We start from the raw sequence: 21,710 nt of genomic DNA, 5'->3' as shown, positions 1-21,710 counted from the left end.
CACACAGGGAGTACCCATGGTGCTGTCGATCTCCGGTGTCCTGCTGTTCGGAGTGATCGTCTTCCTGTTCTTCCGCAAGGACAACCTCAAGCTCTCCCACGCCATCGTGTGCGCGCTGTTCGGCTTCTACCTGGCGGGATCGGCCATCGCCCCGGGCATCGAGGCGGGCGGCGCCACCCTCGCCGACTTCATCGGGAACCTCTCCCTCTGAGGCGGACCCGCCCGTCCCCTCGCGGCCGGAAGGCCCGGGGGCCCAGAAATCCCAGGACTTCGAGCCCGATGGGCTCCGGACGGCAGGAGACCGGCGTGGCCCCGCGGCCCTCCCCCTTTCCCCACGCACTCGTCCCACCGCACGCGCCCCGCCCCGGTTCCCGCCGCGTGCCCCCGGCCGGCTCCTCCCCGGACCGCCGCCGGGAGGCGCTGCGGGCGGCGGGCCTCACCGCCGTGCTGCGCACGCCGGCCGCCCTCGCGGCCCTGCTCGCCCGCGGCGCCGGCCGCCTCGCCTCCGCGGCGCGGCGGTGGTGGCGGCACACCCCCCGGGAGCGCCGCGGGCCGGTGCTGCTCACGACGGCCGCCTGCCTGCTCGCCCTCTGGCTCACCCCCTACGGGCCGCTGCTCGGGGCCGTCGCGCTGGCGGGCACCGCGGCCTGGCAGGGGCGCGGCCGGGACGGGGAGGGGGACGGCGGCGGGCCCGGCGAGGCCGAGCGCGCCCGGCTGCAGACCCTCTACGAGGCGCTGGTCCCCCACCTGGCCCTCGCCGGCGACCCCCACCCCCGGCCGCTGTACTCCCACGACGGCGACTGGCGGCGGGCGTTCACCGGCTTCGCGTTCACCGAGGAGGGCCGGCTGGCCCGGCTGCGGCTGCGCTACCCGCCGCACTTCGGCGACGGGGAGCCGGAGTGCCGCGCCCGGCTGGAGCGGCTGCTGCGGGCCAGGGCCGGCCGGGGCCGCGAGTACCGCTTCCACTGGGACGAGGAGGCGGGCGAACTGGAGCTGACCGCGCTGGCGCCGCTGCCCTCCGGCATCCGCGTGCAGCGCTTCGTCACCGCCCCGAGCGAGACCGTGCTGGGGTTCACCGACCTCCACGCCGTCCGGCGCACCGTGCCCGTGGTCGCCGAGGGCGGCGAGCGGCGGGACCTGCCCCCGGTGGTGTGGCGCACCGGTCCGCGCTCCACCGAGCCGCACCTGCTGGCGCTGGGTCAGGCGGGCTCGGGGACGACGACGCTGCTGCGGTCGGTCGCCCTCCAGGCCCTGCGGAACGGCGAGGTGCTGGTCGTGGACGGCGGGGGCGGCGGCGAGTACGCCTTCCTGGCCGGCCGCGGCCGGGTGGTGGCGGTGGAGGCCACGGCGGCCGGCGCGCTGTCGTCGCTGGAGTGGGTGGTGCGGGAGACCGAGCGCAGGCTGCTGGCCGCCAACCGCTCCCGGCAGACCGGCCGGGACGTGCCCGAGGACGTCTGCCGCCCGCTGTGGGTGCTGGTGGACCGGCCGTCGGTGCTCAGCCACCTGGCGCGCTCCGAGGGGCAGCGCGATCCGCAGGACCTGCTCCAGGTGCCCCTGCGGTACGGGCGCGCGGTGCGGATCAGCGTGGCGCTGGCCGACCAGTTCGAGGGTGCCGCGGCCCTGACCGAGACCGTGCGGGCGTACACCCGCGCACGGGTGGTGCTCGGCGACGTCACCCCCGGCCAGGTGCGGGCGGTGCTCGGCGAGGCGCCCTCCACCACCGCACCGCCCGAGGTGCCGCCGGGGCGCGGCTACGTCCGGCTGGGCTCCGGCCCGGTCCTCCGCCTCCAGGTGCCCGCCGCGCCCGACCCGTACGACGCGGAGGCCTCCGAGTCGCAGCGGCTGGCCGTCATGGAGCTGCTGCCGGAGCCGGCGGCGGCAGGCCGGCGGGCGGGCCCCTGACGGTCCGGCCCGCGGCCCGGCTCCCGTGCGGCGGGGCGGTGGACCGGCCCGCCGCACGGGAGCGGGGCGGCTCAGGCGACGAAGGAGCGCGGCGTGTCCTCTTCCGCGCCCCGCCCGCCGGCCACCTGCCGGGCGGCGGCGGCCAGCCGGGCGGCGGCCTCCCCCGCGACCGGGCCGGAGACGGTGAACGGCAGCCGCACGTAGCCCTCGAAGGCACCGTCCACACCGAAGCGGGTGCCCGCCGGAACCCGTACGCCCAGCCGCTCCCCCGCCTCCGCGATCCGCGACCCCGACAGGCCCCCGGTGCGCACCCACAGCGTGAGGCCGCCGCGCGGGACGGTGAACTCCCACTCGGGCAGGTGCAGCCGGACGGCCTCGACCAGCGCGTCGCGGTTCTCCCGGGCCCGCTCCCGGCGCACGGCCAGGGCCCGGTCCCAGCCGGACGGCCGCCCCCCGCCGTCCCCGTCGGCCCCGGCCAGCAGCCAGGCGACGGCGAGCTGCTCCAGCACGGGGCTGCCGAGGTCCGCGGAGACGCGGGCGGCGACCAGGCTGCGGATGGTCTCCGGCGCGGCGCGGACCCAGCCGATGCGCAGTCCCGCCCAGATCGCCTTGCTGGCCGAGCCGAGAGTGACGACGGTGGAGCCGCCGGGGTCGAACGCCGCCACCGGGCGGGGCGCCGGCTCGCCGGGCAGCGGGTCGAGGTCGAGGCCGGACATCGTCTCGTCCGCCACCAGCACGGTGCCCGCGGCGCGGGCCGCGGTGACCATCTCGCGGCGCTGCCCGTCGTCGGCCAGGGCGCCGGTGGGGTTGTGGTAGTCGGCGATGACGTAGGCCATCCGGGGCGCGGCGTCGCGCAGCACCCGGCGCCAGGCCGGCAGGTCCCAGCCGGACAGCCCCTCCCCCATCGCGACGGGCACCAGCCGGACGCCGGCCTCCCGCAGCAGCTGCAGCACGTTGGCGTACGAGGGGTGCTCGACGGCGACGCGCTCGCCGCGCGGCGCGAACAGGGCGCGGATGGCGGCCACCGCGCCCATGGCCCCGGTGGTGACCATGATCTGCTCGGGCATCGTCGGGACGCCGCGGGCGGTGTAGCGGTCGGCGATGGCCCGGCGCAGCACGGGCAGGCCGGCCGGGTAGTCGCCGTGGGTGTGGGCGTAGGGCGGCAGGTCGGCCAGGGCCCCCTGGAAGGCGCGGGTCAGCCAGGGCTCGGGGGCCGGCAGGGCGGCGCACCCCAGGTCGATCACGGAGCCGGCGGCCTCGGGCGGCAGCGGGTCGAGTCCGCCCGAGGGCAGGGGGTTCCCGGCGGGCAGCGCCGTCCAGCTCCCGGCGCCGCGCCGGGAGGCGAGGAATCCGTCGGCGCGCAGCGCCTCGTAGGCGGCGGCGACGGTGGTGCGGCTGACGGCCAGGGCGGCGGCCAGTTCCCGTTCGGCGGGCAGCCGGGTGGCCACGGGGATCCGGCCCTCCAGGACCAGCAGCCGCACGCCGTCGGCCAGGGCCCGGTAGGCGGGCACCCGCCGGGCACCGGCTCCGGCGCGGCCGCCCGCCGGTTCGGCGGCACGCTGGGGTGCCAGAAGGCGGGCGAGCTGCGGAGCCCCCACCGCGGAAGTCCACTCGGCCATCTCTACCAGTCCACCTTCCGGAAATTGGCCATGGATACGGGTCACCAGCGTGCCACAGAGTGACACGCATCGGTCCACTGCACCAGAAAGGAAGGATCGGTGCCCTCTTCCAGAAACCCCTCCGGGCCCTCCCCCGCCTCCCCCTCGGAACCCGCCGCCCCCGCGCCCTCCCGGGCGTCCGCGGGGGACGCGGGCCCCCCGGGGCGCCTGGCCCGCCGCCTCCTGCGGCTCTACGGAGGGCTGGTGCTCTACGGGGTGAGCCTGGCGGCGATGGTGCGCGCCGGACTCGGACTCGGCCCGTGGGACGTCTTCCACCAGGGCGTGGCGGGGCACTCCGGACTGTCGATCGGCACCGTGCTGATCATCACCGGCGCGGCGGTGCTGCTGCTGTGGATACCGCTGCGGGAGCGGCCCGGGCTGGGCACCGTCTCCAACGTCCTGGTGATCGGCCTGGTCATGGACGGCGCCCTGGCGGTGCTGCCGGAACCGGACGCGCTCGCGGTGCGGATCCCGCTGCTGGTGGCGTCGGTGGTGCTGAACGGGGCGGCGACCGGGCTGTACATCACCGCGCGCTTCGGCGCGGGGCCGCGCGACGGCCTGATGACCGGGCTGCACCGGGTCACCGGGTGGTCGGTGCGGCTGGTGCGGACGGGCATCGAGCTGACCGTCCTGGCCGCCGGCTTCCTGCTGGGCGGCTCGGTGGGGGCGGGCACGGTGCTCTACGCCCTGGCGATCGGCCCGGCCTCCCAGTTCTTCCTGCGGGTCCTCGCGCCGCCCGCCCCCGCCGGAGCCGGCGGGACGGCGGACGGTACGGCGGACCGCCCCGCGGGGCGCCGGCGGCGGCGCGCCATACTGCGCCCATGACGGCTCCCGCTCCCTCCTCCCGGCGTCCGGCCCACCCCTTCTTCGACCACCCCGCCCCGCTGGCCTTCGCCCACCGGGGCGGCGCCGCGGCGGGCCTGGAGAACACCCGCGCCGCCTTCGCCCGGGCGGTGGAGCTGGGCTACCGCTACATCGAGACCGACGTGCACGCCACGGCGGACGGCCGTCTGGTGGCCTTCCACGACGCCACGCTGGACCGGGTGACGGACGGCAGCGGCCCGATCGCCTCCCTGCCGTGGGCGGAGGTGCGGCGGGTGCGGGTGGCCGGCCGCGAACCGGTCCCGCTCTTCGCCGAGCTGCTGCGCGCCTTCCCCGGTGTCCGCTGGAACGTCGACGTCAAGTCGGACGCCGCGCTGGCGCCGCTGCTGGCGGTCCTGGACGCGGCGGACGCCTGGGACCGGGTGTGCGTGGGGGCCTTCAGCGAGTCCCGGGTGGCCCGGGCCCGCGCGCTGGCCGGTCCGCGCCTGGCCACCTCGCTGGGCACGCGCGGGGTGCTGGGCCTGCGGCTGCGCTCGTACCGGCTGCCGGGTCCGGCCGCGCGCGGGGCGCTGTGCGCGCAGGTCCCCGTGCGGCACGGCGGGGTGCGGGTGGTGGACCGCGCGTTCGTGCGCCACGCCCACGCCAGGGGGCTCCAGGTGCACGTGTGGACGGTCAACGAGCCGGAGCGGATGCGGGCGCTGCTGGATCTGGGTGTTGATGGCATCATGACCGACCACATCGAGACACTGCGCACGGTGCTGGCCGAGCGGGGAGCCTGGGCCTGATGACGGGCCCGCGGCGGCGGTGACCGCCGGGGCGGGAGCCGTCCCCACCCCGTCCGCGCCCCGCCCGCGCACGGAACGCCGAGGGGGCGCGGGTGGACACCGGGACCGTGACGGGGGCGGGTGGCCCCGGGGAGCCGTCGGGCCCCCCGGGGGCGGCGGGCACCGGGGGGCCGGAGGCGGCCGGCGGCTCCGGCCCGGCCGCCGAACGGGAGGCGCGGCGCCGCGAGCAGCGCGGCTGGTACTTCTACGACTGGGCCAACTCCGTCTTCTCCACCAGCGTGCTCACCGTCTTCCTCGGCCCCTACCTGACCGGGGTCGCCGAGGCCGCGGCGGACGCCGCCGGCTACGTGCACCCGCTGGGCGTCCCGGTGCGGGCGGGCTCGTACTTCGCCTACGCCGTCTCCGCCTCGGTGCTGCTGTCGGTGCTGGTGATGCCGCTGGCCGGGGCGGTGGCCGACCGGTCGGGCCGCAAGAAGCCGATGCTGGGCGCCTTCGCCTACCTGGGGTCGGCGGCCACCGCGGGGATGTTCTTCCTCGACGGCGACCGTTACCTGCTGGGCGGCGCGCTGCTGGTGGTGGCCAACGTCTGCTTCGCCACGGCCGCGGTGGTCTACAACTCCTTCCTGCCGCAGATCGCCGCGCCCGAGGAGCGGGACGCGGTCTCCTCCCGCGGCTGGGCCTTCGGGTACGCGGCCGGCGCGCTGGTGCTGGTGGCCAACCTGGCGCTGTTCCTGGGGCACGAGTCCCTGGGGGTCGCCGAGGGCACGGCGGTGCGGATCTGCCTGGCCTCCGCCGGGCTGTGGTGGGCCGTGTTCACGGTCGTCCCGCTGCGGCGGCTGCGGGACCGCCCGCCGGCCGTCCGCGGGAGGCCGGCGGACGGCTCGGCGCCACCGGGCGCTCCGGCCGCGGGGATGTCCCTGCGGGGCGGCTGGCGGCAGCTGGCGCAGACGCTGCGGGACATGCGGCGGTACCCGCTCACCCTGCTGTTCCTGCTGGCCTACCTCCTCTACAACGACGGCGTCCAGACGGTGATCACCCAGGCGTCGGTGTTCGGTTCGGAGGAGCTGGGCATGGACCAGACCACGCTGATCGGCGCGATCCTGCTGGTGCAGGTGCTGGCGGTGGCGGGGGCGCTGCTGATGGGCCGGCTGGCCGCCCGGTACGGCGCCAAGCGCACCATCCTGGGGTCGCTGGTGGCCTGGACGGTGACGGTGGGCGCCGGGTACGCGCTGCCCGCCGGGGCGCCGGTGTGGTTCTTCGCGCTGGCCGCGGCGATCGGGATGGTGCTGGGCGGCACCCAGGCGCTGTCGCGGTCGCTGTTCGCCCAGTTGGTGCCGGCCGGCAAGGAGGCGGAGTACTTCTCGCTGTACGAGGTGAGCGACCGGGGGACGAGCTGGCTGGGGCCGCTGGTCTTCGGCCTGACGTACCAGCTCACCGGCAGCTACCGGGACGCGATCATCTCGCTGGTGGTCTTCTTCGCCCTGGGGTTCGTCCTGCTGCTGCGGGTGCCCGTGGAGCGTGCCGTGGCCGCCGTGCGCGCCCCCGTGTCGGGGCGGATTTAGGACGTTGGGCGAAGGGCGGGTAGTGTACGCCTGCAACTCGTCGGATGGACCGTTACTGCATGCCAATGATAGGCGAACGTTACGTCACTTCCCCTTCCGGATGTGACAAAGCGGGTGACTGCGGGTACCGGATATCCGACGACGCGGCGGCACGACGGGCGACGCATCTCCCAGATCGGGAATCTTCACCGCCGACCGGACGTTGACCGGATGACGACGACAGCGACACCTGTCCTGTGGGCGACAAGCCCGGGAGGCACGATTCATGAGTGAGCGAGCTCTTCGCGGCACGCGACTCGTGGTGACCAGCTACGAGACCGACCGCGGCATCGACCTGGCCCCGCGCCAGGCCGTGGAGTACGCATGCCGGAACGGCCATCGTTTCGAGATGCCGTTCTCGGTTGAGGCCGAGATTCCGCCAGAGTGGGAGTGCAAGGTCTGCGGCGCCCAGGCACTCCTGGTCGACGGCGAGGGCCCCGAGGAGAAGAAGGGCAAGCCCGCGCGCACGCACTGGGACATGCTCATGGAGCGGCGCACCCGCGAGGAGCTGGAGGAGGTGCTGGCCGAGAGGCTGGCGGTCCTGCGCTCCGGCACGATGAACATCGCCGTGCACCCGCGGGACAGCAAGCGGAAGTCCGCCTGACGCTCCGGGGGCGGCTCCGCGTCCCGTGCGCACCAGGCGCGCACGGACAGCAGTAGCGGCACGGGTGAGGGCCCGGCCACCGTTCGGTGGCCGGGCCCTCACCCGTGCCCTGGGTCCCGCCCGGGGCCGGAGGCGTCCCCGCGTCCGCAGGCCGCCCGCCGCGCGGGCCGGGCCGCCGTCCCCGGCGGCGTCACGTCCCGGCTCCGGTGTCCCCTCCGCCGTCCGGGGCGTCGTCGCGCACGACCTCGCCCTGGACGACCCGGCCGCCGGGGCGGCGGATGCGGACCTGCTCCTCGGCCTCCCGGGCCTGCCGCAGCGCGTCGCCGAGCGAGCCGGGGGCGGCGAGGTGCGCGCGGCGGGCGAGCCGGCGCTCGAAGCCCCGGCGCAGCAGGGCGGCCGTCGGCGGGAAGAGGCAGAGCAGCCCGGCCGCGTCGGAGACCAGGCCGGGCACCATCAGCAGCAGGCCGCCGAGCATCGCCAGGCCGTGGCCGCCCCGCCCGGACTCCGCCCGGGCGGCCGCCCGCGCCTCCGCCTCCGGGCCGGCGCCCGGCTGGAGGCCCTCGACGGTCTCCACCAGGCCGCGCCAGGCGCGCAGTCCGGCCCGCTTGACCGCCGCGGCGCCCAGCACGACGCCGGCCGCGAGCACGGCGAGCACGACCAGCCCGTCGGTGGCCTCCGCGAGCAGGGTCAGCAGCCAGATCTCCAGGACCGCGAAGGCGGCCACGCCCAGCGGCAGCATCCGGGGGGCGCGGCGGCGCGGCGGCCGGGGGCGGCCGCCCCCGGCGGGCCGCGGCCCGCCTCCGGGCTCCTGGGGCGGTGGCTGGTACGGGTACGGTGCGCCGGTCGTCATGTCATCCAGTGTGCCCGCGCCCGAGCACCTGGTTGACACGGGACTGCACGCCCCAGGCCGTGACCCTCCACAGCGCCTCGACGAGGATGTCGCGGCTCATCTTGCTGTCGCCGCGCTCTCGTTCGACGAAGGTGATGGGCACCTCCACCACGTGGTAGCCGGCGCGCACGGCGCGGTGGGCAAGGTCGACCTGGAAGCAGTAGCCCTGGGAGGCCACGTCGTCCATGCCCAGGCCCTGCAGGGTCTCCCTGCGGAAGGCCCGGTAGCCGCCGGTGATGTCCCGCAGCGGCATGCCCAGCAGCATCCGGGAGTAGGTGCTGCCGCCGCGCGAGATGAACTCCCGGGACTTGGGCCAGTTGACCACGCGCCCGCCGGGCACCCAGCGCGAGCCGAGCACCAGGTCCGCGCCCTTGAGGGCGGTCAGCAGCCGCGGCAGCTCCTCGGGCTGGTGGGAGCCGTCGGCGTCCATCTCGACCAGGACGTCGTAGCCGTTGTCGATGCCCCAGCGGAAGCCGGCCAGGTAGGCGGCGCCGAGCCCCTCCTTGCCCTCCCGGTGGAGCACGTGGACGTGGTCGTCCTCGTAGGCGATCTCGTCGGCGACCTTCCCCGTTCCGTCGGGGCTGTTGTCGTCGGCCACCAGGACGTGGGCCTCGGGGACGGTCGCGCGCACTCTGGAGACGACCGGCCGGATGTTGTCGACCTCGTTGTAGGTCGGGATGATCACCAGGATCCTGCCGAGCGGACCCTTCCGGCGCTGTCGCGCGTCGTTCACTGCTGCTGCCTCTTCTCGTCCGTCCTGTTCCCCCCGTGCGCCCGCCTCCGTCGGCCGAGCACGTGTGCCACGGCGCAGGACAGGACGCCCACGATAGCGAGAGCCCACTCCGGAGCCGAGCCGATCCGGTCGGCGAGCGTGATCTCGTCGCGCAGCGGGAGGTCGGCGGTGAGCACGTCCTGGGTGAACTCCTCGGTGCGCTGCCCGACCGTGCCGTCGGGGGCGACGACGGCGCTGATGCCGCTGGTGGCCGCGGTGACGACGGCCCGGCCGTGCTCGACGGCCCGCAGCCGGGACATCACCAGCTGCTGCTCGGGCTGGCCGGAGCGGCCGTAGGTGGCGTTGTTGGTCTGGATCACCAGGGCGCGGGCCCCGTCGTTGACGGTGTCGCGCACGATCCCGTCGTAGGCGACCTCGAAGCAGATGACGTCGCCGAGCCGGGCGGGACCGACGTCCAGGACCCCGGTGCCCTCGCCGGGCCAGAAGTCGCGGGGGACGCGCTGGAGGCGGGTGACGACCTTGCTGAGCTGCTCGCGGTAGGGCACGTACTCGCCGAAGGGCACCGGGTGCTGCTTGGTGTAGGAGGCGCCGGGACCGGTCTCGGGGTCCCAGACGATGCCCTGGTTCTCCACGTACCCCTCGTGTTCGCGGTGGTCGACGAGGGCGCCGACGAGGAGGGGGACGCCGACGGCCTTCGCGGCCCGGTCGATGGCCGCGTACGCCTGCGGGTACCGGTAGGGGTCGAGGTCGGAGGCGTTCTCCGGCCAGATGACCAGGTCGGGCCGGGCCGTCCGGCCCGCCGCCACGTCCTCGGCCAGGTCCACGGTGGCCTCGACGTGGTTCTCCAGGATCAGCATGGGGCGGCCGAGGAAGTCCATGCCGGGCTGCTGGACGTTGCCCTGGACCACGGCGATGCGGACGGTGTCGGCGGCCTCCGTCGGGACCGGCACGGCGTACCCGGACACGGCGGTGGCGGCGGCGAGCGCCCCGGCCGCCGCGGCCGGGAGGACGGCGCGCGCCCCCCGGGGAGCACTTCCGGCGCCGCCCGCATCCGGCTCCGCGCCGCCCGCTCCCGCGCCGCGGCGGACCCGGCGGAGACCGGGCAGGGCCGCGAGGGCGGCGGCGAGCAGGCCCCCGGTCAGCGCGACGGCGAAGGTGACCAGGGGCGCGCCGCCCAGGGCGGCCAGCGGCAGGAAGGGCGAGTCGGTGACGGCGAAGGCCAGCCGCCCCCAGGGGAAGCCCCCGAAGGGCAGCCGGTCGCGCGCCCACTCCTCGGCGACCCACAGGCAGGCGCCCCACAGCGGCCACAGCGGCAGCCGCGAGGAGAGGGCCAGACCGGCGCCCAGCGGGACGAAGAACAGCGACTCGACCAGGGCCAGGCCGAACACCGCGTCCCAGCCGATGACGTCCAGCCACTTCAGCAGGACGAGGAAGAACGGCAGTCCCGCCGCGAAGCCCAGCCAGGCGCCCTGCCGCACGGTGCGCCCCCGGGCCAGCAGGGCGAGCGCGGCGACGGCGAGCGGCGCCAGCGGCCACACGTCGTACGGCGGGAAGGCCGCGGCCAGGGCGGCACCGGCGGCGGCGGCCGCCGCCGTGCGCCAAGCCCCGCGGCGGGCCGCCCGCGCCCGGCGCACCGGGCGGCGGGGGGGCGCGGGCGCGGGGGCGTCCGCACGGCCCGCCCCGCCCCGGGGCGCGCCGGGTGCGGTGGCGGGTGCGGTGGCGCCGGCGGGGTCCGCCGTGCCGTCCGGCGGCTCGCCCGGCCGGCCGGCGACCGGGCCTCCGGTCTCGGCTTGGGCTGTGGTCTCGGGGCCCGATGGCACGGTCGCGGCCTTCCTTGCAGATCGTGCGGTGACGAGCCCGACCGTACAACGCCGGGCGTTCCCGTGGTGCGGGGAGTCCGCACCGGGCGGCCGCCCGCGCACGCGCCGGGCTCCCCGGGGGCGGGGCGGGGCGGTCGCGCCGGGCCGGGCGCGGGGCGGGTGGCCGGTCCTCGGCGGACCGTCGCGGGATCGGGGCCCGGTGCCCTTCGGGCCGGCCTGGGATCCGCCGGCTGCGGATCGGCCCAGAGCCGTTGTCTACTGAGCGTCCGGGCCCCTCCCGGGTCTCACCTGCCGACCAGCCGGGATCCCTCCGTCCCCGTGCCGCGGGCGCTGGACCTGGCTCCCGGCCGTACGCCGGTGCGACGCACCGCCCATGACCCAGCTCGTTCGACGGCTGCGCGCGGGAGGATCCCCGGTCGGACGTCCTGTGGTGGACCCGGCCGAACCTACCGGCCCGCGACCTCCGCCTGTCAACACCTCCGTGACCTGCGGCTTCCTGGGAAAGCCGCAGGTCACAGCGGCGTACGCGCACGGCGGCCGCCGGCTGACGGGCACGTCGTTCGGCCGTATCCCCCGCCCTCCGTCACCCGTTCGGACGCTCGTGGACGGTCCGTCCGGCGACCACCGTCCGCAGGCAGACGGGCAGTTCGCGGCCCGGGGAGAGGTCGGGCAGCCCCGGCGTGCCCGAGCGCGGGTCGGTGGACCAGGCGGCGACCCGGTCGTCGGGGACCTGCACCACCAGGTCCCCGGTGCGCCAGACCGCGTAGTCGGCCGGGGCGCCGGGGACGAGGACGCCGGCGTCGTCGCGCCCGACGGCCCGCCAGCCGCCGCGGGTGTGGGCGGTGAAGGCGGCGCGCACCGAGATCCGGTGCTCGGGGGTGCGGTGGAAGGCGGCGGCCCGCAGGGTGCCCCACGGGTCGAGGGGGGTGACGGGGCTGTCCGAGCCGAGGGCGAGGGGCACCCCGGCACGCAGCAGGGCGGCGTACGGGTTGAGGGTGCGGGCGCGCTCGCGGCCCAGGCGCTGGGCGTACATGCCCTCCTCGCCGCCCCAGGCCGCGTCGAAGGCGGGCTGCACGGAGGCGGTCAGGGCGTACCGGGCGAAGGCGGCGATGGTCTCCCCGGTCAGCATCTCGGCGTGCTCGATGCGGTGCCGGGCGGCGCGCACCCGGTCGGTGCCGACCTTCTCGGCGGCGGCCCGCACCCCGTCGGCGACGGCCGTCAGGGCGGCGTCGCCGATGGCGTGGAAGCCGGCCTGGACGCCCGCCTCGGTGCAGGCGGCCACGTGGGCGGCGACGGCGTCGGCGTCCAGGTGGGCGGTGCCGCGGTGGTCCGCGTCGGCGTAGGGCTCGTGGAGGTGGGCGGTGTGGGAGCCCAGGGAGCCGTCGGCGAAGAGGTCGCCCGCGGCGCCGACGGCGCCCAGCTCCCGCACCCGCCCGGCCTGGCGGGCGGAGGTGACGTGCTCGGCCCAGTAGCCGAAGACCCGGGGGCCGGGTTCGGCGGCGGCCAGCTCCAGCAGGCCGGTCAGGTCGTCCTCGCTGGAGATGTCCGGGCCCGCGCACTCGTGGAGAGTGCCGATGCCGCGGGAGGCGGCGTGACGCAGGGCGGCGCGCTGGGCCTCGGCGCGCTGGGCGGGGGTGATCGAGGCGTGGGCGACGGCCCGCACCGCGTGGTGGGCGTCGCCGGTCAGCGGGGCGTCGGGGGCGTAGCCCGGCAGGCCGGCGACGCCGGGGACGAGGTCGAGCAGGGCGGTGGTGACCAGCGCGGAGTGGACGTCGACGCGGGTGAGGTACAGCGGCCGTCCCCCGGCGGCCCCGTCGAGCTCGGCGCGGGTCGGCGGGCGCCTGCCGGACCAGGCGGAGGCGTCCCAGCCGTGCCCGAGCAGGATCCGGTCGGCGGGGCGGGCCTCGGCGTGGGCCCGGACGCGGTCGAGGACCTCCTCCGGCGAGCGGGCGCCGGACAGGTCCAGGCCGGTCAGGGCCAGGCCGGTGGCGGTGGTGTGCACGTGGGCGTCGGTGAAGGCGGGGGTGACGAGGGCGCCGTCGAGGTGGACCACCTCGTCGACGCCGTCGGCGAAGGAGTCCGCGGCGCCTTCCGAGCCGAGCCACGCGACGCTGTCTCCTTCGACGACCATCGCGGTGGCGAAGGGGTCGGCGGGGCTGTGGATCGTTCCGCCGCGCAGCAGGACGGTGCGGGGGCGGTCGAGGGGGGCCGTGCTGTCGCTCATGACCGCAAGTCTCCCCCGCCGCGGCCCCGGTCGGCCGTCCGGGGCGCCCGAAGGGCCCCGGGTGGCCGCGGCGCGCCGCCTACACCCGCGGCGGCCTGGCCTCGTAGGGGGTGGACAGCACCACGGTGGTGCGGGTGGAGACGCCGGCCAGCGAGCGGATGCGCGCCAGCAGGTGCTCCAGTTCGATGGGGGTGGCGACCCGGACCTTGAGGATGTAGTTCTCGTCGCCCGCGACGCTGTGGCACGCCTCGATCTCCGGCACCTCGGCGAGGCGGTCGGCGATGTCGTCCGGCGCGCTGGGGTCGAACGGCTTCACCGAAATGAAGGCGGTCATCGGCAGTCCGACGGCCTCGGCGTCGACGACGGCCGTGTAGCCGCGGATGACCCCGCGCTGCTCCAGTCTGCGGACGCGCTGGTGCACCGCCGAGGTGGACAGGCCGGTGGCCTTGCCCAGGTCGGTGTAGCTCATCCGCCCGTCCTTGACGAGCAACTCCACGATGCGACGATCCAGCTCCTCCACACAGGCAACCTACTGCGCCGGGCGCACCGCGGCACACCGGACGGGCGAACACGGACCGTGGGGCGCGTTCATGTGACGAACGCCACAGTCGTGCTTCAACGTCCAGGGGGGCGGCGAGATTACGAACCGGACACGACGGGAAATGCTTGCTGTGGCCGGGGCTCCCCGAGCACGGAGCCCGGCGGCCCGTCCAAGGGGGATTGCATGCGCACTGTGAAGCCGTTCCACACCGGCCACCCGGGCACCGAGGCCCACGAGGAGGGCGCCGAGCCGGACGACGTCTACGAGACCTACGAGATCTTCCGGGTGGTCTGCCCGGACTGCGCACGGCCGATCGCGCTGCTGGCCGACGAGGAGCGGCTGCCCGAGCACGCGATGTGCCCGACGCCGTGGAAGCCCTTCGGCCTGACGGTGTGCCAGGGTTCGGGGCGCTCGGTGGAGGACGCCGCGCCCGAGGGCTCGGCGGACGAAGCCCAGGAGCAGGACGCCGCGACGCTGCTGACCCTGCCCGAGGGGCTGGACTGGCGGATGCAGCCGTTCTCCCACGCGGGCGGCCCGGGCGCGCACCCGATGCGCGTCCCCCACGGGCGGCACCCCCGGCACTGAGGGCGGCCCTCCGGCGCCTCCGGTCCGCTTCCGCGGCCGCCCCCGTGCGCCCTGTGCGCCCTCCCGCGCTCCGGGTCCTCCGCGCCCCGCGGCGGCGCACGGCCGCACGGCCCACCACCGGGTACGGCCCTCGGGAGCCCGCCGAAACGGCGGTCACCGTCCGTTGACGCGCGCCTGCCGCGCCCCCGCCAGGGGGCGGGGGTCCGCCGCGGTGCGCCCCGCGCGTCCGGCGCGGGGGCTCCCGCGCCGGTTCCGGGCCCGCAGCCTGCGGCCGCGCAGGGCCATCTCCAGTTCGAAGCGGGCGCGGGGGTCCCTCAGCGCCGGCCCGAACAGCTTCTCTGTCTGCCGGAGCCGGTAGCGCACCGTCTGCGGGTGGACCTGGAGCGTCCTGGCCGCCTCCGGCGCTCCCCCGCCCTCCAGCCAGGCCAGCAGGGTCGCCTCGATGCGCTCGCTCTGACGCGGGGTCAGCTCCTCCAGCGGCCGGAGCCACCGGTCCGACAGCGCGCGGGCGAGGGAGTCGTCCTGGAGCAGCAGGAGCGTCGACAGGTGGTCGTCCACGAAGACCGGGCCGGTGTCGCCGTCCCGGCGGCCGGGGGCGAGCGCCGACAGCCGCCGCGCCCAGCGCAGCGAGGACGGGGCCTCCCCGGGCGGCACGGGGTGGCCGACCGCGGCCCGGCGGCCACGCAGCGCGCTCTCCAGCGCGGCGCGGGTGGCGACGCCCCTGTCGGGCACGATCAGGCAGGGTTCGCCGTCGGCGGTGCCGGCCAGGGCGTCCCCCGGCAGCGCGGCCGGCGGGAGCGCCTCGGCCGGCGCGGCGAGCACCACGGCGCGGACCGCCCCGGGCAGGGGCCAGCGGGCAGGGCGGGCCAGCTCCGCCAAGTCCTCCTCGGAGCCGCGGGGATCGCCGGTGAGGGCGGCGAGCAGGTGGCGTCGCGCCCGGTCGATCGGCACGGGGGCGGCCGGGGGTTCCCCGCGGGAGCCGGCGCCCCGGTCCTCCCCGCCCTCTCCCCGGTCCGCCGGTTCCCCTCGGCCCGCCGGTTCCCTCCGGTGCCCCAGGACCGACAGAAGGGCCCGCTCCACCGCGTCCCTGACCTCTTCGCGGCCGGGACCGGCAAGGGCCTCGGCGAGACGGTCGCCGGTGCGCTGCAGCTCGGCGACCACCTGCTCGGCGATCGCGGGCACCTCCTCCGCCGGGACGCGGGTCCACTCGCCGCGGGGGCGCGGCCGGGCGCGGTCCGGAAGCTCGCACATCTCTACCTCGTTCCTGCCGGGGCGGTGACCCGTCCCACGTGGGGGTGGGACCGGTCCGGGGAGGGAGAGCCTTGCCGTTTCCCGGTCGCGGCAAGGATGTCGGGGGCCCTCCTGCGCCCTCCCGGACGGAGGGCGCCGCCGGCCCGGTCCGCGTGGGGGCGCGGACCGGACCGTTTGCTTCGGCGTCATTCTCGGCCGCCGGGGCGGCTGCGGCATGCTCGCGGAAATCTGTCACAGCACGACACATACCGCGGAGGTCCCGCGGAGGCCGCGGATCCGGCCGGGGGGTGCTCCGCCGCGCCGGCGGGGACGGCACCCGCCTGCGGGTGCCCGCAGATACGGAAGCCGCCCGGCCCCCCGCCGCGGACCGGTCGGGAGGCGGGCGGCTCCGCCCCGCCGCCCGGGGCGGCGGGGCGCCACCGGCGGCTCAGCGGCGCTCGGGGCCCGCGATGTGGCGGGCGATGACCATCCGCTGGATCTGGTTGGTGCCCTCGACTATCTGGAGCACCTTCGCCTCGCGCATCAGGCGCTCGACCGGGTAGTCGCGGGTGTAGCCGTACCCGCCCAGCAGCTGCACCGCGTCGGTGGTGACCTGCATCGCGGTGTCCGTGCAGAACAGCTTGGCCATCGCGGCCTGCCGGCCGAACGGCTGCCCCGCGTCGCGCAGCCGGGCCGCGGCCAGGTACAGGGCCCGTCCGGCCTCGATCCGGGTCGCCATGTCGGCGAGCATGAACCGCACGCCCTGGAAGTCGGAGACGGGGCGGCCGAACTGCTCGCGCCCGGCGGTGTGGGCCAGCGCCTCGTCCAGGGCGGCCTGGGCCACGCCGACCGCGCAGGCGGCGATGCCCAGCCGGCCGGAGTCGAGGGCGTCCAGGGCGATGGCGAAGCCCTGGCCCTCCTCGCCGATCCGGCGGCTGTCGGGGACGCGCACCCCGTCGAAGTGCACCTGGGCGGTCGGTGAGCCGTTCATGCCCATCTTCCGCTCGGGGACCGCGGCGCTCAGCCCCTCGGCGTCGCCGGGGACGAGGAAGACGGTGACGCCGCGGGGCCCCTCGGCCCCGGTGCGGGCCATGACGGTGTAGAAGTCGGCGATGCCGCCGTGGGTGATCCACGCCTTGGTGCCGTCGATGACCCACTCGTCCCCGTCGCGGACGGCGCGGGTGCGCAGCGAGGCGGCGTCGGAGCCGGAGGAGGGCTCGGAGAGGCAGTAGGCGCCCAGCAGCCCCCCGGTGAACATGGCCGGCAGGTGCTCGGCGCACTGCTCCTTGGTGCCGAAGCGGGCCGTGGCGTGGCAGGCGAGGGTGTGGACGCTGACGCCGAGGCCGACGGTGAGCCGGGCCGCGGCCAGTTCCTCCAGGACCTGGAGGTAGACCTCGTAGGGCTGGCCGCCGCCGCCGAACTCCTCGTCGTAGGGGAGCGACAGCAGCCCGGACTCCGACAGGAGGGTGAAGGTCTCGCGGGGGAAGCGCCCGGCCTCCTCCTCCTCGGCGGCGGCCGGCCGGATCTCGCGCTGGGCCAGCTCGCGCACCAGTGTGAGGAGATCGCGGGCCTCCTCGGTGGGCATCCGGCGTTCCACCGGCTGGGGGCCGTGGTCGGTCATCGCGGCGCTCTCCTCCCTGTCGGGCGCTGCGGCGGCGGACGCTCGGGGGTGTGGCGGCGCCGCCGGGATGTGATCGCCACAGCCGGTGAAGCCCTCCCGGATCACGGGATCGGCTGGTCGGCGGCCGTGGTGATGGGAGTATGCCCGATCGGGGGCGCGGCGTCACGGGGGGACGGCGACCGTCCGTGACCGGGCCCGGGCGCCGGTGGCCCCGGGTGTCGGTGGCCGCTGCCACACTCGCCCCATGCACGAGGAACGAGGGCCGGGCGACGGGGGCGGCGCCGGTCTCGGCCGGGCGGGGGACGGGCCGGCGCGGGGGGCGCGCTGGGCCCTGGCGGTGACGGCCGGGGGCACGGCCCTGCTGTGCCCGCTGGACGGGCGGGGGCGCCCGGACGGGCCGGTGGTGGCCGAGCCGGACGCGGCGGAGGCGGTCCGGACCCGTCCGGAGGTCGCCCGGTGGGTGTGGCGGTCCACCGCCGAGGTGTACCCGCGCCTGCTGGAGGCCGGGGTGCGGGTGGAGCGGTGCCACGACGTGGAGGCCGCCGAGGCGCTGCTGCTGGGGCACGAGGGCCGCTGGGGCGAGCCCCGGTCGCTGGCCGCGGCCTGGGCCCGGCTGCACCGGCTGCCCGTGCCGCCGGATCCGCCGCTGCCCGCGGCCGACCGGCAGCCCTCGCTGTTCGCGCCGGGTCCGGTGCCGCTGCCGCCGGGCGCGGATCCGCTGCGGGCGCTGCTGGAGGTGTACGCCGAACAGGTGCGGCGCACCGAGGCCGCCGAGCACCCCGGGCGGCTGCGGCTGCTGCTGGCGGCGGAGTCGGCGGGGACGCTGGTGGCGGTGGAGATGGGCCGGACGGGGCTGCCCTGGCGGGCCGACGTCCACCGCGGGCTGCTGCACGAGCTGCTGGGCGAGCGCTATCCGGGCGGGGAGCCCCGGCGGCTGGCGGAGCTGGCCGAGGAGGTCTCGCGGGCCTTCGGACCGGGGGTGCGGGTGCGGCCGGAGGTGCCCGCCGAGGTCGTCGGGGCGTTCGCGCGGGCCGGGATCCGGCTGGCCTCGGCCCGGGCGTGGGAGCTGCGGAAGGTCGACCACCCGGCCGTCGCGCCGCTGCTGCGCCACAAGACGCTGTACCGGCTCCACACCGCGCACGGCGAGTCCTGGCTGCGCACCTGGGTGCGCGACGGCCGCTTCCACCCCGAGTACGTGCCCGGCGGCACGGTCTCGGGGCGGTGGACGACCAACGGCGGGGGCGCGCTGCAGGTCCCGAAGGTGGTGCGGCGCGCGGTGGTGGCCGATCCGGGGTGGCGGCTGGTGGTCGCCGACGCCGACCAGATGGAGCCGAGGGTGCTGGCCGCGGTCTCCCGCGACCGGAGCCTGATGGAGGTGGCCGGCAGCGACCGCGACCTGTACTCGGTGCTGTCCCACCGGGTCTTCGGCGGTGACCGGGAGCGGGCCAAGCTGGCGCTGCTGGGCGCGGTCTACGGGCAGACCTCGGGCGACGGGCTGCGGCACCTCGCGGAGCTGCGGCGCCGCTTCCCGGCGGCGGTGGCGTACGTGGACGAGGCGGCGCGGGCCGGGGAGGAGGGCCGCCTGGTGCGCACCTGGCTGGGCCGCACCTGCCCGCCGGCGGGCGCGGACGGCGCGGGGGACGGGCCGGCGGCCCCGGACGGCGCGGGCGCGGCGGAGGGCCGGCCGGGCACGACGGCCGGCGCCCGCGCCCGCGGCCGGTTCACCCGCAACTTCGTGGTGCAGGGCAGCGGGGCGGACTGGATGCTGCTGGTGCTGGCGGCCCTGCGCCGCTCCCTGGCGGGAATGCGGGCGGAGCTGGTGTTCTTCCAGCACGACGAGGTGATCGTGCACTGCCCTGCGGAGGAGGCGGACGCGGTGGCCGGCGCGGTCCGCGCGGCGGGGGAGCTCGCGGGCCGCGCCGCCTTCGGGGAGACGCCGGTGCGCTTCCCGTTCACCACGGCCGTGGTGGAGTGCTACGCGGACGCCGCGTGAGACCGGGCGCTTCAGGCCCGTTCCGGGGCGAGGAAGGCCCGCAGCGCCGCGGCGAGCTGCCCGGGGTTCTCCTCGGCCATGTGGTGGCCGCTGTCGATCGTGCCGCAGGTGACGTCGTCCGCCCAGGCGCGCCAGATGCCGGGGATGTCCGGGTAGAGGTCGCCGAGGTCGTCGTGTTCGGACCACAGCACCAGCGTCGGGCAGGTGATGCGGCGCCCCGCGGCCCGGTCGGCCTCGTCGTTCCGTCGGTCCACCGTCAGCCCGGCCCGGTAGTCCTCCAGCATGGCGCGGACGGTGGCCGGGTCGTGCACGGCCCGCCGGTAGTCCTCCCACGCCTCGGCTCCCATCGCCTCCTTCGAGCCGCCGTACCAGGCGGCGGGGTCGGCGAGGATGGCGCGTTCGGGCTTGTCGGGGACGGCGAAGAAGAACCAGTGGTACCAGGCGCGGGCGAAGCGCTCGTCGCAGCGGGCCAGGTGCTCGGCGATGGGGATGCAGTCGCCCACCGCGAGGCGGGTCACGGCCCCGGGCGCGTCCAGCGCGAGCCGGTAGGCGACGCAGGAGCCGCGGTCGTGGCCGAAGACGGCGAAGCCCTCGTGTCCCAGCTGCCGCATCAGGGCCAGGCAGTCGCGGGCCATGGCGCGCTTGGAGTACGGCGTGTGGTCGTCGTCGGTGGGCGGTTTGGAGGACTGCCCGTAGCCGCGCAGGTCGGGGCAGACCACGGTGTGCGCGTCGGCGAGCAGGGGCGCGACGCGGTGCCAGGTGGCGTGGGTGCGGGGGTGGCCGTGGAGGAGCAGCACCGGCGGGCCGGAACCGCCGTGCCGCACCCGCAGGACCGCCTCCCCGGTGTCGACCCGTTCCAGCGCAAAGCCGTCGAACACGCCCGCTCCCTCCCGCCGCGCCGCTCCGTCCGGCACCGGCTACCCGCCGGGCCGCCGCCCACTCCCCGGGGCGGACGCGGGGGACGAGCGCGTCGGTGGCCTGCTCGGACCGGTACGGGCCCGGGGGCCGGCGGGCGGGTGCCCGCGGGGATCACGGCCGCCCAGCCGGGTACCCCGGCCTTCCGCGTTCGAGGAGGCATCACCATGAGCGACACCGCGAAGGACCCGGCGGTCGGCGGCACGGCGCAGGTCGGCGTCACCGGACTGGCCGTCATGGGCCGCAACCTCGCCCGCAACCTCGCCCGTCACGGCCACACCGTCGCCGTGCACAACCGCACCGCCGCCAGGACCCGGGCCCTGGTGGAGGGGTTCGGCCACGAGGGCGCCTTCGTGCCCGCGCGGACGGCGGAGGAGTTCGTCGCCGCGCTGGAGCGGCCGCGCCGCGTGCTGGTGATGGTCAGGGCGGGCGCGCCGACCGACGCCGTCCTCGACGGGCTCGCCCCGCTGCTGGACGAGGGCGACGTCGTCGTCGACGGCGGCAACGCCCACTTCGCCGACACCCGCCGCCGCGAGCGGCGGCTGCGCGAGCGCGGCGTCCACTTCGTCGGCGCGGGCGTCTCCGGCGGCGAGGAGGGCGCCCTGAACGGTCCCAGCATCATGCCCGGCGGTTCACCGGAGGCCTGGGCGGCGCTGCGTCCGCTGCTGGAGGACATCGCGGCGAAGGCCGCCGACGGCGCGCCCTGCACCGCGCACATCGGCCCCGACGGCGCCGGGCACTTCGTGAAGATGGTGCACAACGGCATCGAGTACGCCGACATGCAGCTCATCTCCGAGGCCCACGACCTGCTCCGGCACGTCGCCGGGTACGAGCCGGCCCGGATCGCCGAGGTCTTCCGCACCTGGGGCACCGGCCGCCTGGACTCCTACCTGATCCGGATCACGGCCGAGATCCTGGCCCACGCCGACCCCGTCACCGGGCGCCCCTTCGTCGACGTCGTCGCCGACGCCGCCGAGCAGAAGGGCACCGGCCGCTGGACCGTCCAGACCGCCCTGGACCTGGGCGTGCCGGTCTCCGGCATCGCCGAGGCCGTCCTCGCCCGCTCCCTGTCGGGCCACACCCGGCTGCGCGAGGCGTCCGCCGGGCTGCCCGGCCCGCACCGGCCGCCGCTGGCCGAGGAGGACGCCGCGTACTTCGCCGACCAGATCGAGCAGGCCCTGTACGCCTCCAAGCTCGTCTCCTACGACCAGGGCTGGCACATGATGCGGGCGGCGAGCGAGGAGTACGGCTGGGGCATCGACCCGGGGACGGTGGCCGCGGTCTGGCGCGGCGGGTGCATCATCCGGGCCGCCTTCCTGGACCGCGTGCGGGCCGCCTTCGCCGCCGACCCCGCGCTGCCCACCCTGCTGGCCGACGAGGGGTTCGCCGGAGAGGTCGGCGAGGCGCAGCCGGCGTGGCGTTCGGCGGTGGCCGAGGCCGTGCGCCACGGCGTGCCCGTGCCGGGCCTGTCCGCCGCGCTGGCCTCGTACGACGCGCTGCGCGCCGGACGGCTGCCCGCGGCGCTCGTCCAGGCCCAGCGCGACTACTTCGGCGCCCACACCTACCGGCGCACCGACCGGGCGGGCGTCTACCACACCCTGTGGGGCGGGGACCGCTCCGAGGTGCGCGCCGGTTCCTGACGGCGCGCGCCGGACCGCGGGCCGGCGCGACTCCCGGCCGTCTGCGCGCCCCTTCTCCGCCTCGTTCCCGGACCGGATACGGAAGCGTCCCTCCAGGTTGGTATGGACATGACCCGGAACCCCCTCTAGAGTCGGTCGGGCCAGACG

18 protein-coding genes are annotated in these 21,710 nt (G+C 77.0%); 9 read left to right on the top strand and 9 right to left on the bottom strand.

Features of this window, described 5'->3' with window-relative positions; genetic code table 11:
* Nucleotides 1–16 precede the first annotated feature (16 nt).
* Both ACFSJS_RS06730 and ACFSJS_RS06725 read left to right on the top strand, forming a co-directional pair.
* The gene (locus tag ACFSJS_RS06730) at nucleotides 17–211 is read left to right on the top strand and encodes a hypothetical protein (RefSeq protein ID WP_380897822.1); all 195 of its coding nucleotides are present in this window, start codon (nucleotides 17–19) and stop codon (nucleotides 209–211) included.
* Nucleotides 212–378: 167 nt separating this feature from the next.
* Nucleotides 379–1,902: a hypothetical protein gene (locus ACFSJS_RS06725; protein WP_380897820.1), complete on the top strand. Its 1,524-nt coding sequence runs from the start codon at nucleotides 379–381 to the stop codon at nucleotides 1,900–1,902.
* 71 nt (nucleotides 1,903–1,973) lie between these two features.
* Here the strand turns inward: ACFSJS_RS06725 and ACFSJS_RS06720 are convergent, their stop codons facing one another.
* Nucleotides 1,974–3,521, bottom strand: coding sequence for an SCO1417 family PLP biosynthesis transcription factor (locus ACFSJS_RS06720; RefSeq protein ID WP_380897818.1), 1,548 nt, complete (start codon nucleotides 3,519–3,521; stop codon nucleotides 1,974–1,976).
* Between the two features lie 99 nt (nucleotides 3,522–3,620).
* On the opposite strand from ACFSJS_RS06720, the gene yczE reads away from it, so the two are divergent.
* The 4 genes from yczE (at nucleotide 3,621) to ACFSJS_RS06700 (ending at nucleotide 7,372) form a co-directional block, all read left to right on the top strand.
* Nucleotides 3,621–4,385: a membrane protein YczE gene (gene yczE, locus ACFSJS_RS06715; RefSeq protein WP_380897815.1), complete on the top strand. Its 765-nt coding sequence runs from the start codon at nucleotides 3,621–3,623 to the stop codon at nucleotides 4,383–4,385.
* Nucleotides 4,382–5,167 carry a glycerophosphodiester phosphodiesterase family protein gene (locus tag ACFSJS_RS06710; protein ID WP_380897813.1) on the top strand — a complete coding sequence of 262 codons (786 nt, stop codon included), beginning with the start codon at nucleotides 4,382–4,384 and terminating at the stop codon, nucleotides 5,165–5,167. Before yczE ends, ACFSJS_RS06710 begins: the two co-directional genes overlap by 4 nt.
* Before the next feature lie 107 nt (nucleotides 5,168–5,274).
* Nucleotides 5,275–6,729, top strand: coding sequence for an MFS transporter (locus ACFSJS_RS06705; protein WP_380898316.1), 1,455 nt, complete (start codon nucleotides 5,275–5,277; stop codon nucleotides 6,727–6,729).
* A gap of 265 nt (nucleotides 6,730–6,994) precedes the next feature.
* Entirely contained in the window at nucleotides 6,995–7,372 is a 378-nt protein-coding gene (locus tag ACFSJS_RS06700; RefSeq protein WP_380897812.1) for an RNA polymerase-binding protein RbpA, read from the top strand.
* Between the two features lie 190 nt (nucleotides 7,373–7,562).
* Here ACFSJS_RS06700 and fxsA read toward each other — a convergent pair whose 3' ends face one another.
* The 5 genes from fxsA to ACFSJS_RS06675 form a co-directional block, all read right to left on the bottom strand.
* Entirely contained in the window at nucleotides 7,563–8,222 is a 660-nt protein-coding gene (gene fxsA, locus ACFSJS_RS06695; protein WP_380897810.1) for an FxsA family membrane protein, read from the bottom strand.
* 1 nt (nucleotide 8,223) lies between these two features.
* Entirely contained in the window at nucleotides 8,224–8,994 is a 771-nt protein-coding gene (locus tag ACFSJS_RS06690; RefSeq protein ID WP_380897808.1) for a polyprenol monophosphomannose synthase, read from the bottom strand.
* Nucleotides 8,991–10,814 (bottom strand): apolipoprotein N-acyltransferase, encoded by a 1,824-nt coding sequence (gene lnt, locus ACFSJS_RS06685; protein WP_380897806.1) that lies wholly within the window; start codon nucleotides 10,812–10,814, stop codon nucleotides 8,991–8,993. The genes ACFSJS_RS06690 and lnt overlap by 4 nt, the downstream gene beginning before the upstream one ends.
* Nucleotides 10,815–11,397: 583 nt before the next feature.
* Nucleotides 11,398–13,038, bottom strand: coding sequence for an amidohydrolase (locus ACFSJS_RS06680; protein ID WP_380897804.1), 1,641 nt, complete (start codon nucleotides 13,036–13,038; stop codon nucleotides 11,398–11,400).
* A 79-nt stretch (nucleotides 13,039–13,117) separates the two neighbouring features.
* Complete coding sequence (locus ACFSJS_RS06675; protein WP_380897802.1) at nucleotides 13,118–13,558, bottom strand: Lrp/AsnC family transcriptional regulator; 441 nt, start codon at nucleotides 13,556–13,558, stop codon at nucleotides 13,118–13,120.
* A gap of 204 nt (nucleotides 13,559–13,762) precedes the next feature.
* Between ACFSJS_RS06675 and ACFSJS_RS06670 the strand changes: the two genes are divergently transcribed.
* On the top strand, nucleotides 13,763–14,164 hold the full coding sequence (locus tag ACFSJS_RS06670) for a hypothetical protein (RefSeq protein ID WP_380897801.1): 402 nt from the start codon (nucleotides 13,763–13,765) through the stop codon (nucleotides 14,162–14,164).
* Between the two features lie 153 nt (nucleotides 14,165–14,317).
* Here ACFSJS_RS06670 and ACFSJS_RS06665 read toward each other — a convergent pair whose 3' ends face one another.
* Together ACFSJS_RS06665 and ACFSJS_RS06660 are read right to left on the bottom strand one after the other, a co-directional pair.
* The gene (locus tag ACFSJS_RS06665) at nucleotides 14,318–15,415 is read right to left on the bottom strand and encodes a PucR family transcriptional regulator (protein ID WP_380897798.1); all 1,098 of its coding nucleotides are present in this window, start codon (nucleotides 15,413–15,415) and stop codon (nucleotides 14,318–14,320) included.
* 427 nt (nucleotides 15,416–15,842) lie between these two features.
* Complete coding sequence (locus tag ACFSJS_RS06660; protein WP_380897796.1) at nucleotides 15,843–17,015, bottom strand: acyl-CoA dehydrogenase family protein; 1,173 nt, start codon at nucleotides 17,013–17,015, stop codon at nucleotides 15,843–15,845.
* Nucleotides 17,016–17,259: 244 nt separating this feature from the next.
* Here ACFSJS_RS06660 and ACFSJS_RS06655 point away from each other — a divergent pair, with 244 nt between their 5' ends.
* Entirely contained in the window at nucleotides 17,260–19,008 is a 1,749-nt protein-coding gene (locus ACFSJS_RS06655) for a bifunctional 3'-5' exonuclease/DNA polymerase (RefSeq protein ID WP_380897794.1), read from the top strand.
* A gap of 11 nt (nucleotides 19,009–19,019) precedes the next feature.
* Here ACFSJS_RS06655 and ACFSJS_RS06650 read toward each other — a convergent pair whose 3' ends face one another.
* Nucleotides 19,020–19,886 carry an alpha/beta fold hydrolase gene (locus ACFSJS_RS06650; protein ID WP_380897792.1) on the bottom strand — a complete coding sequence of 289 codons (867 nt, stop codon included), beginning with the start codon at nucleotides 19,884–19,886 and terminating at the stop codon, nucleotides 19,020–19,022.
* 204 nt (nucleotides 19,887–20,090) lie between these two features.
* On the opposite strand from ACFSJS_RS06650, the gene gndA reads away from it, so the two are divergent.
* Entirely contained in the window at nucleotides 20,091–21,563 is a 1,473-nt protein-coding gene (gene gndA / locus ACFSJS_RS06645; RefSeq protein ID WP_380897790.1) for an NADP-dependent phosphogluconate dehydrogenase, read from the top strand.
* The last annotated feature ends 147 nt before the right edge of the window (nucleotides 21,564–21,710 follow it).

Source organism: Streptomyces desertarenae, from assembly GCF_042681365.1.
Classification (GTDB): Bacteria; Actinomycetota; Actinomycetes; order Streptomycetales; family Streptomycetaceae; genus Streptomyces; species Streptomyces desertarenae.
The sequence above is the reverse complement of the archived record's forward strand: the minus strand, read 5'-3'. Positions and strand labels throughout refer to the sequence as shown.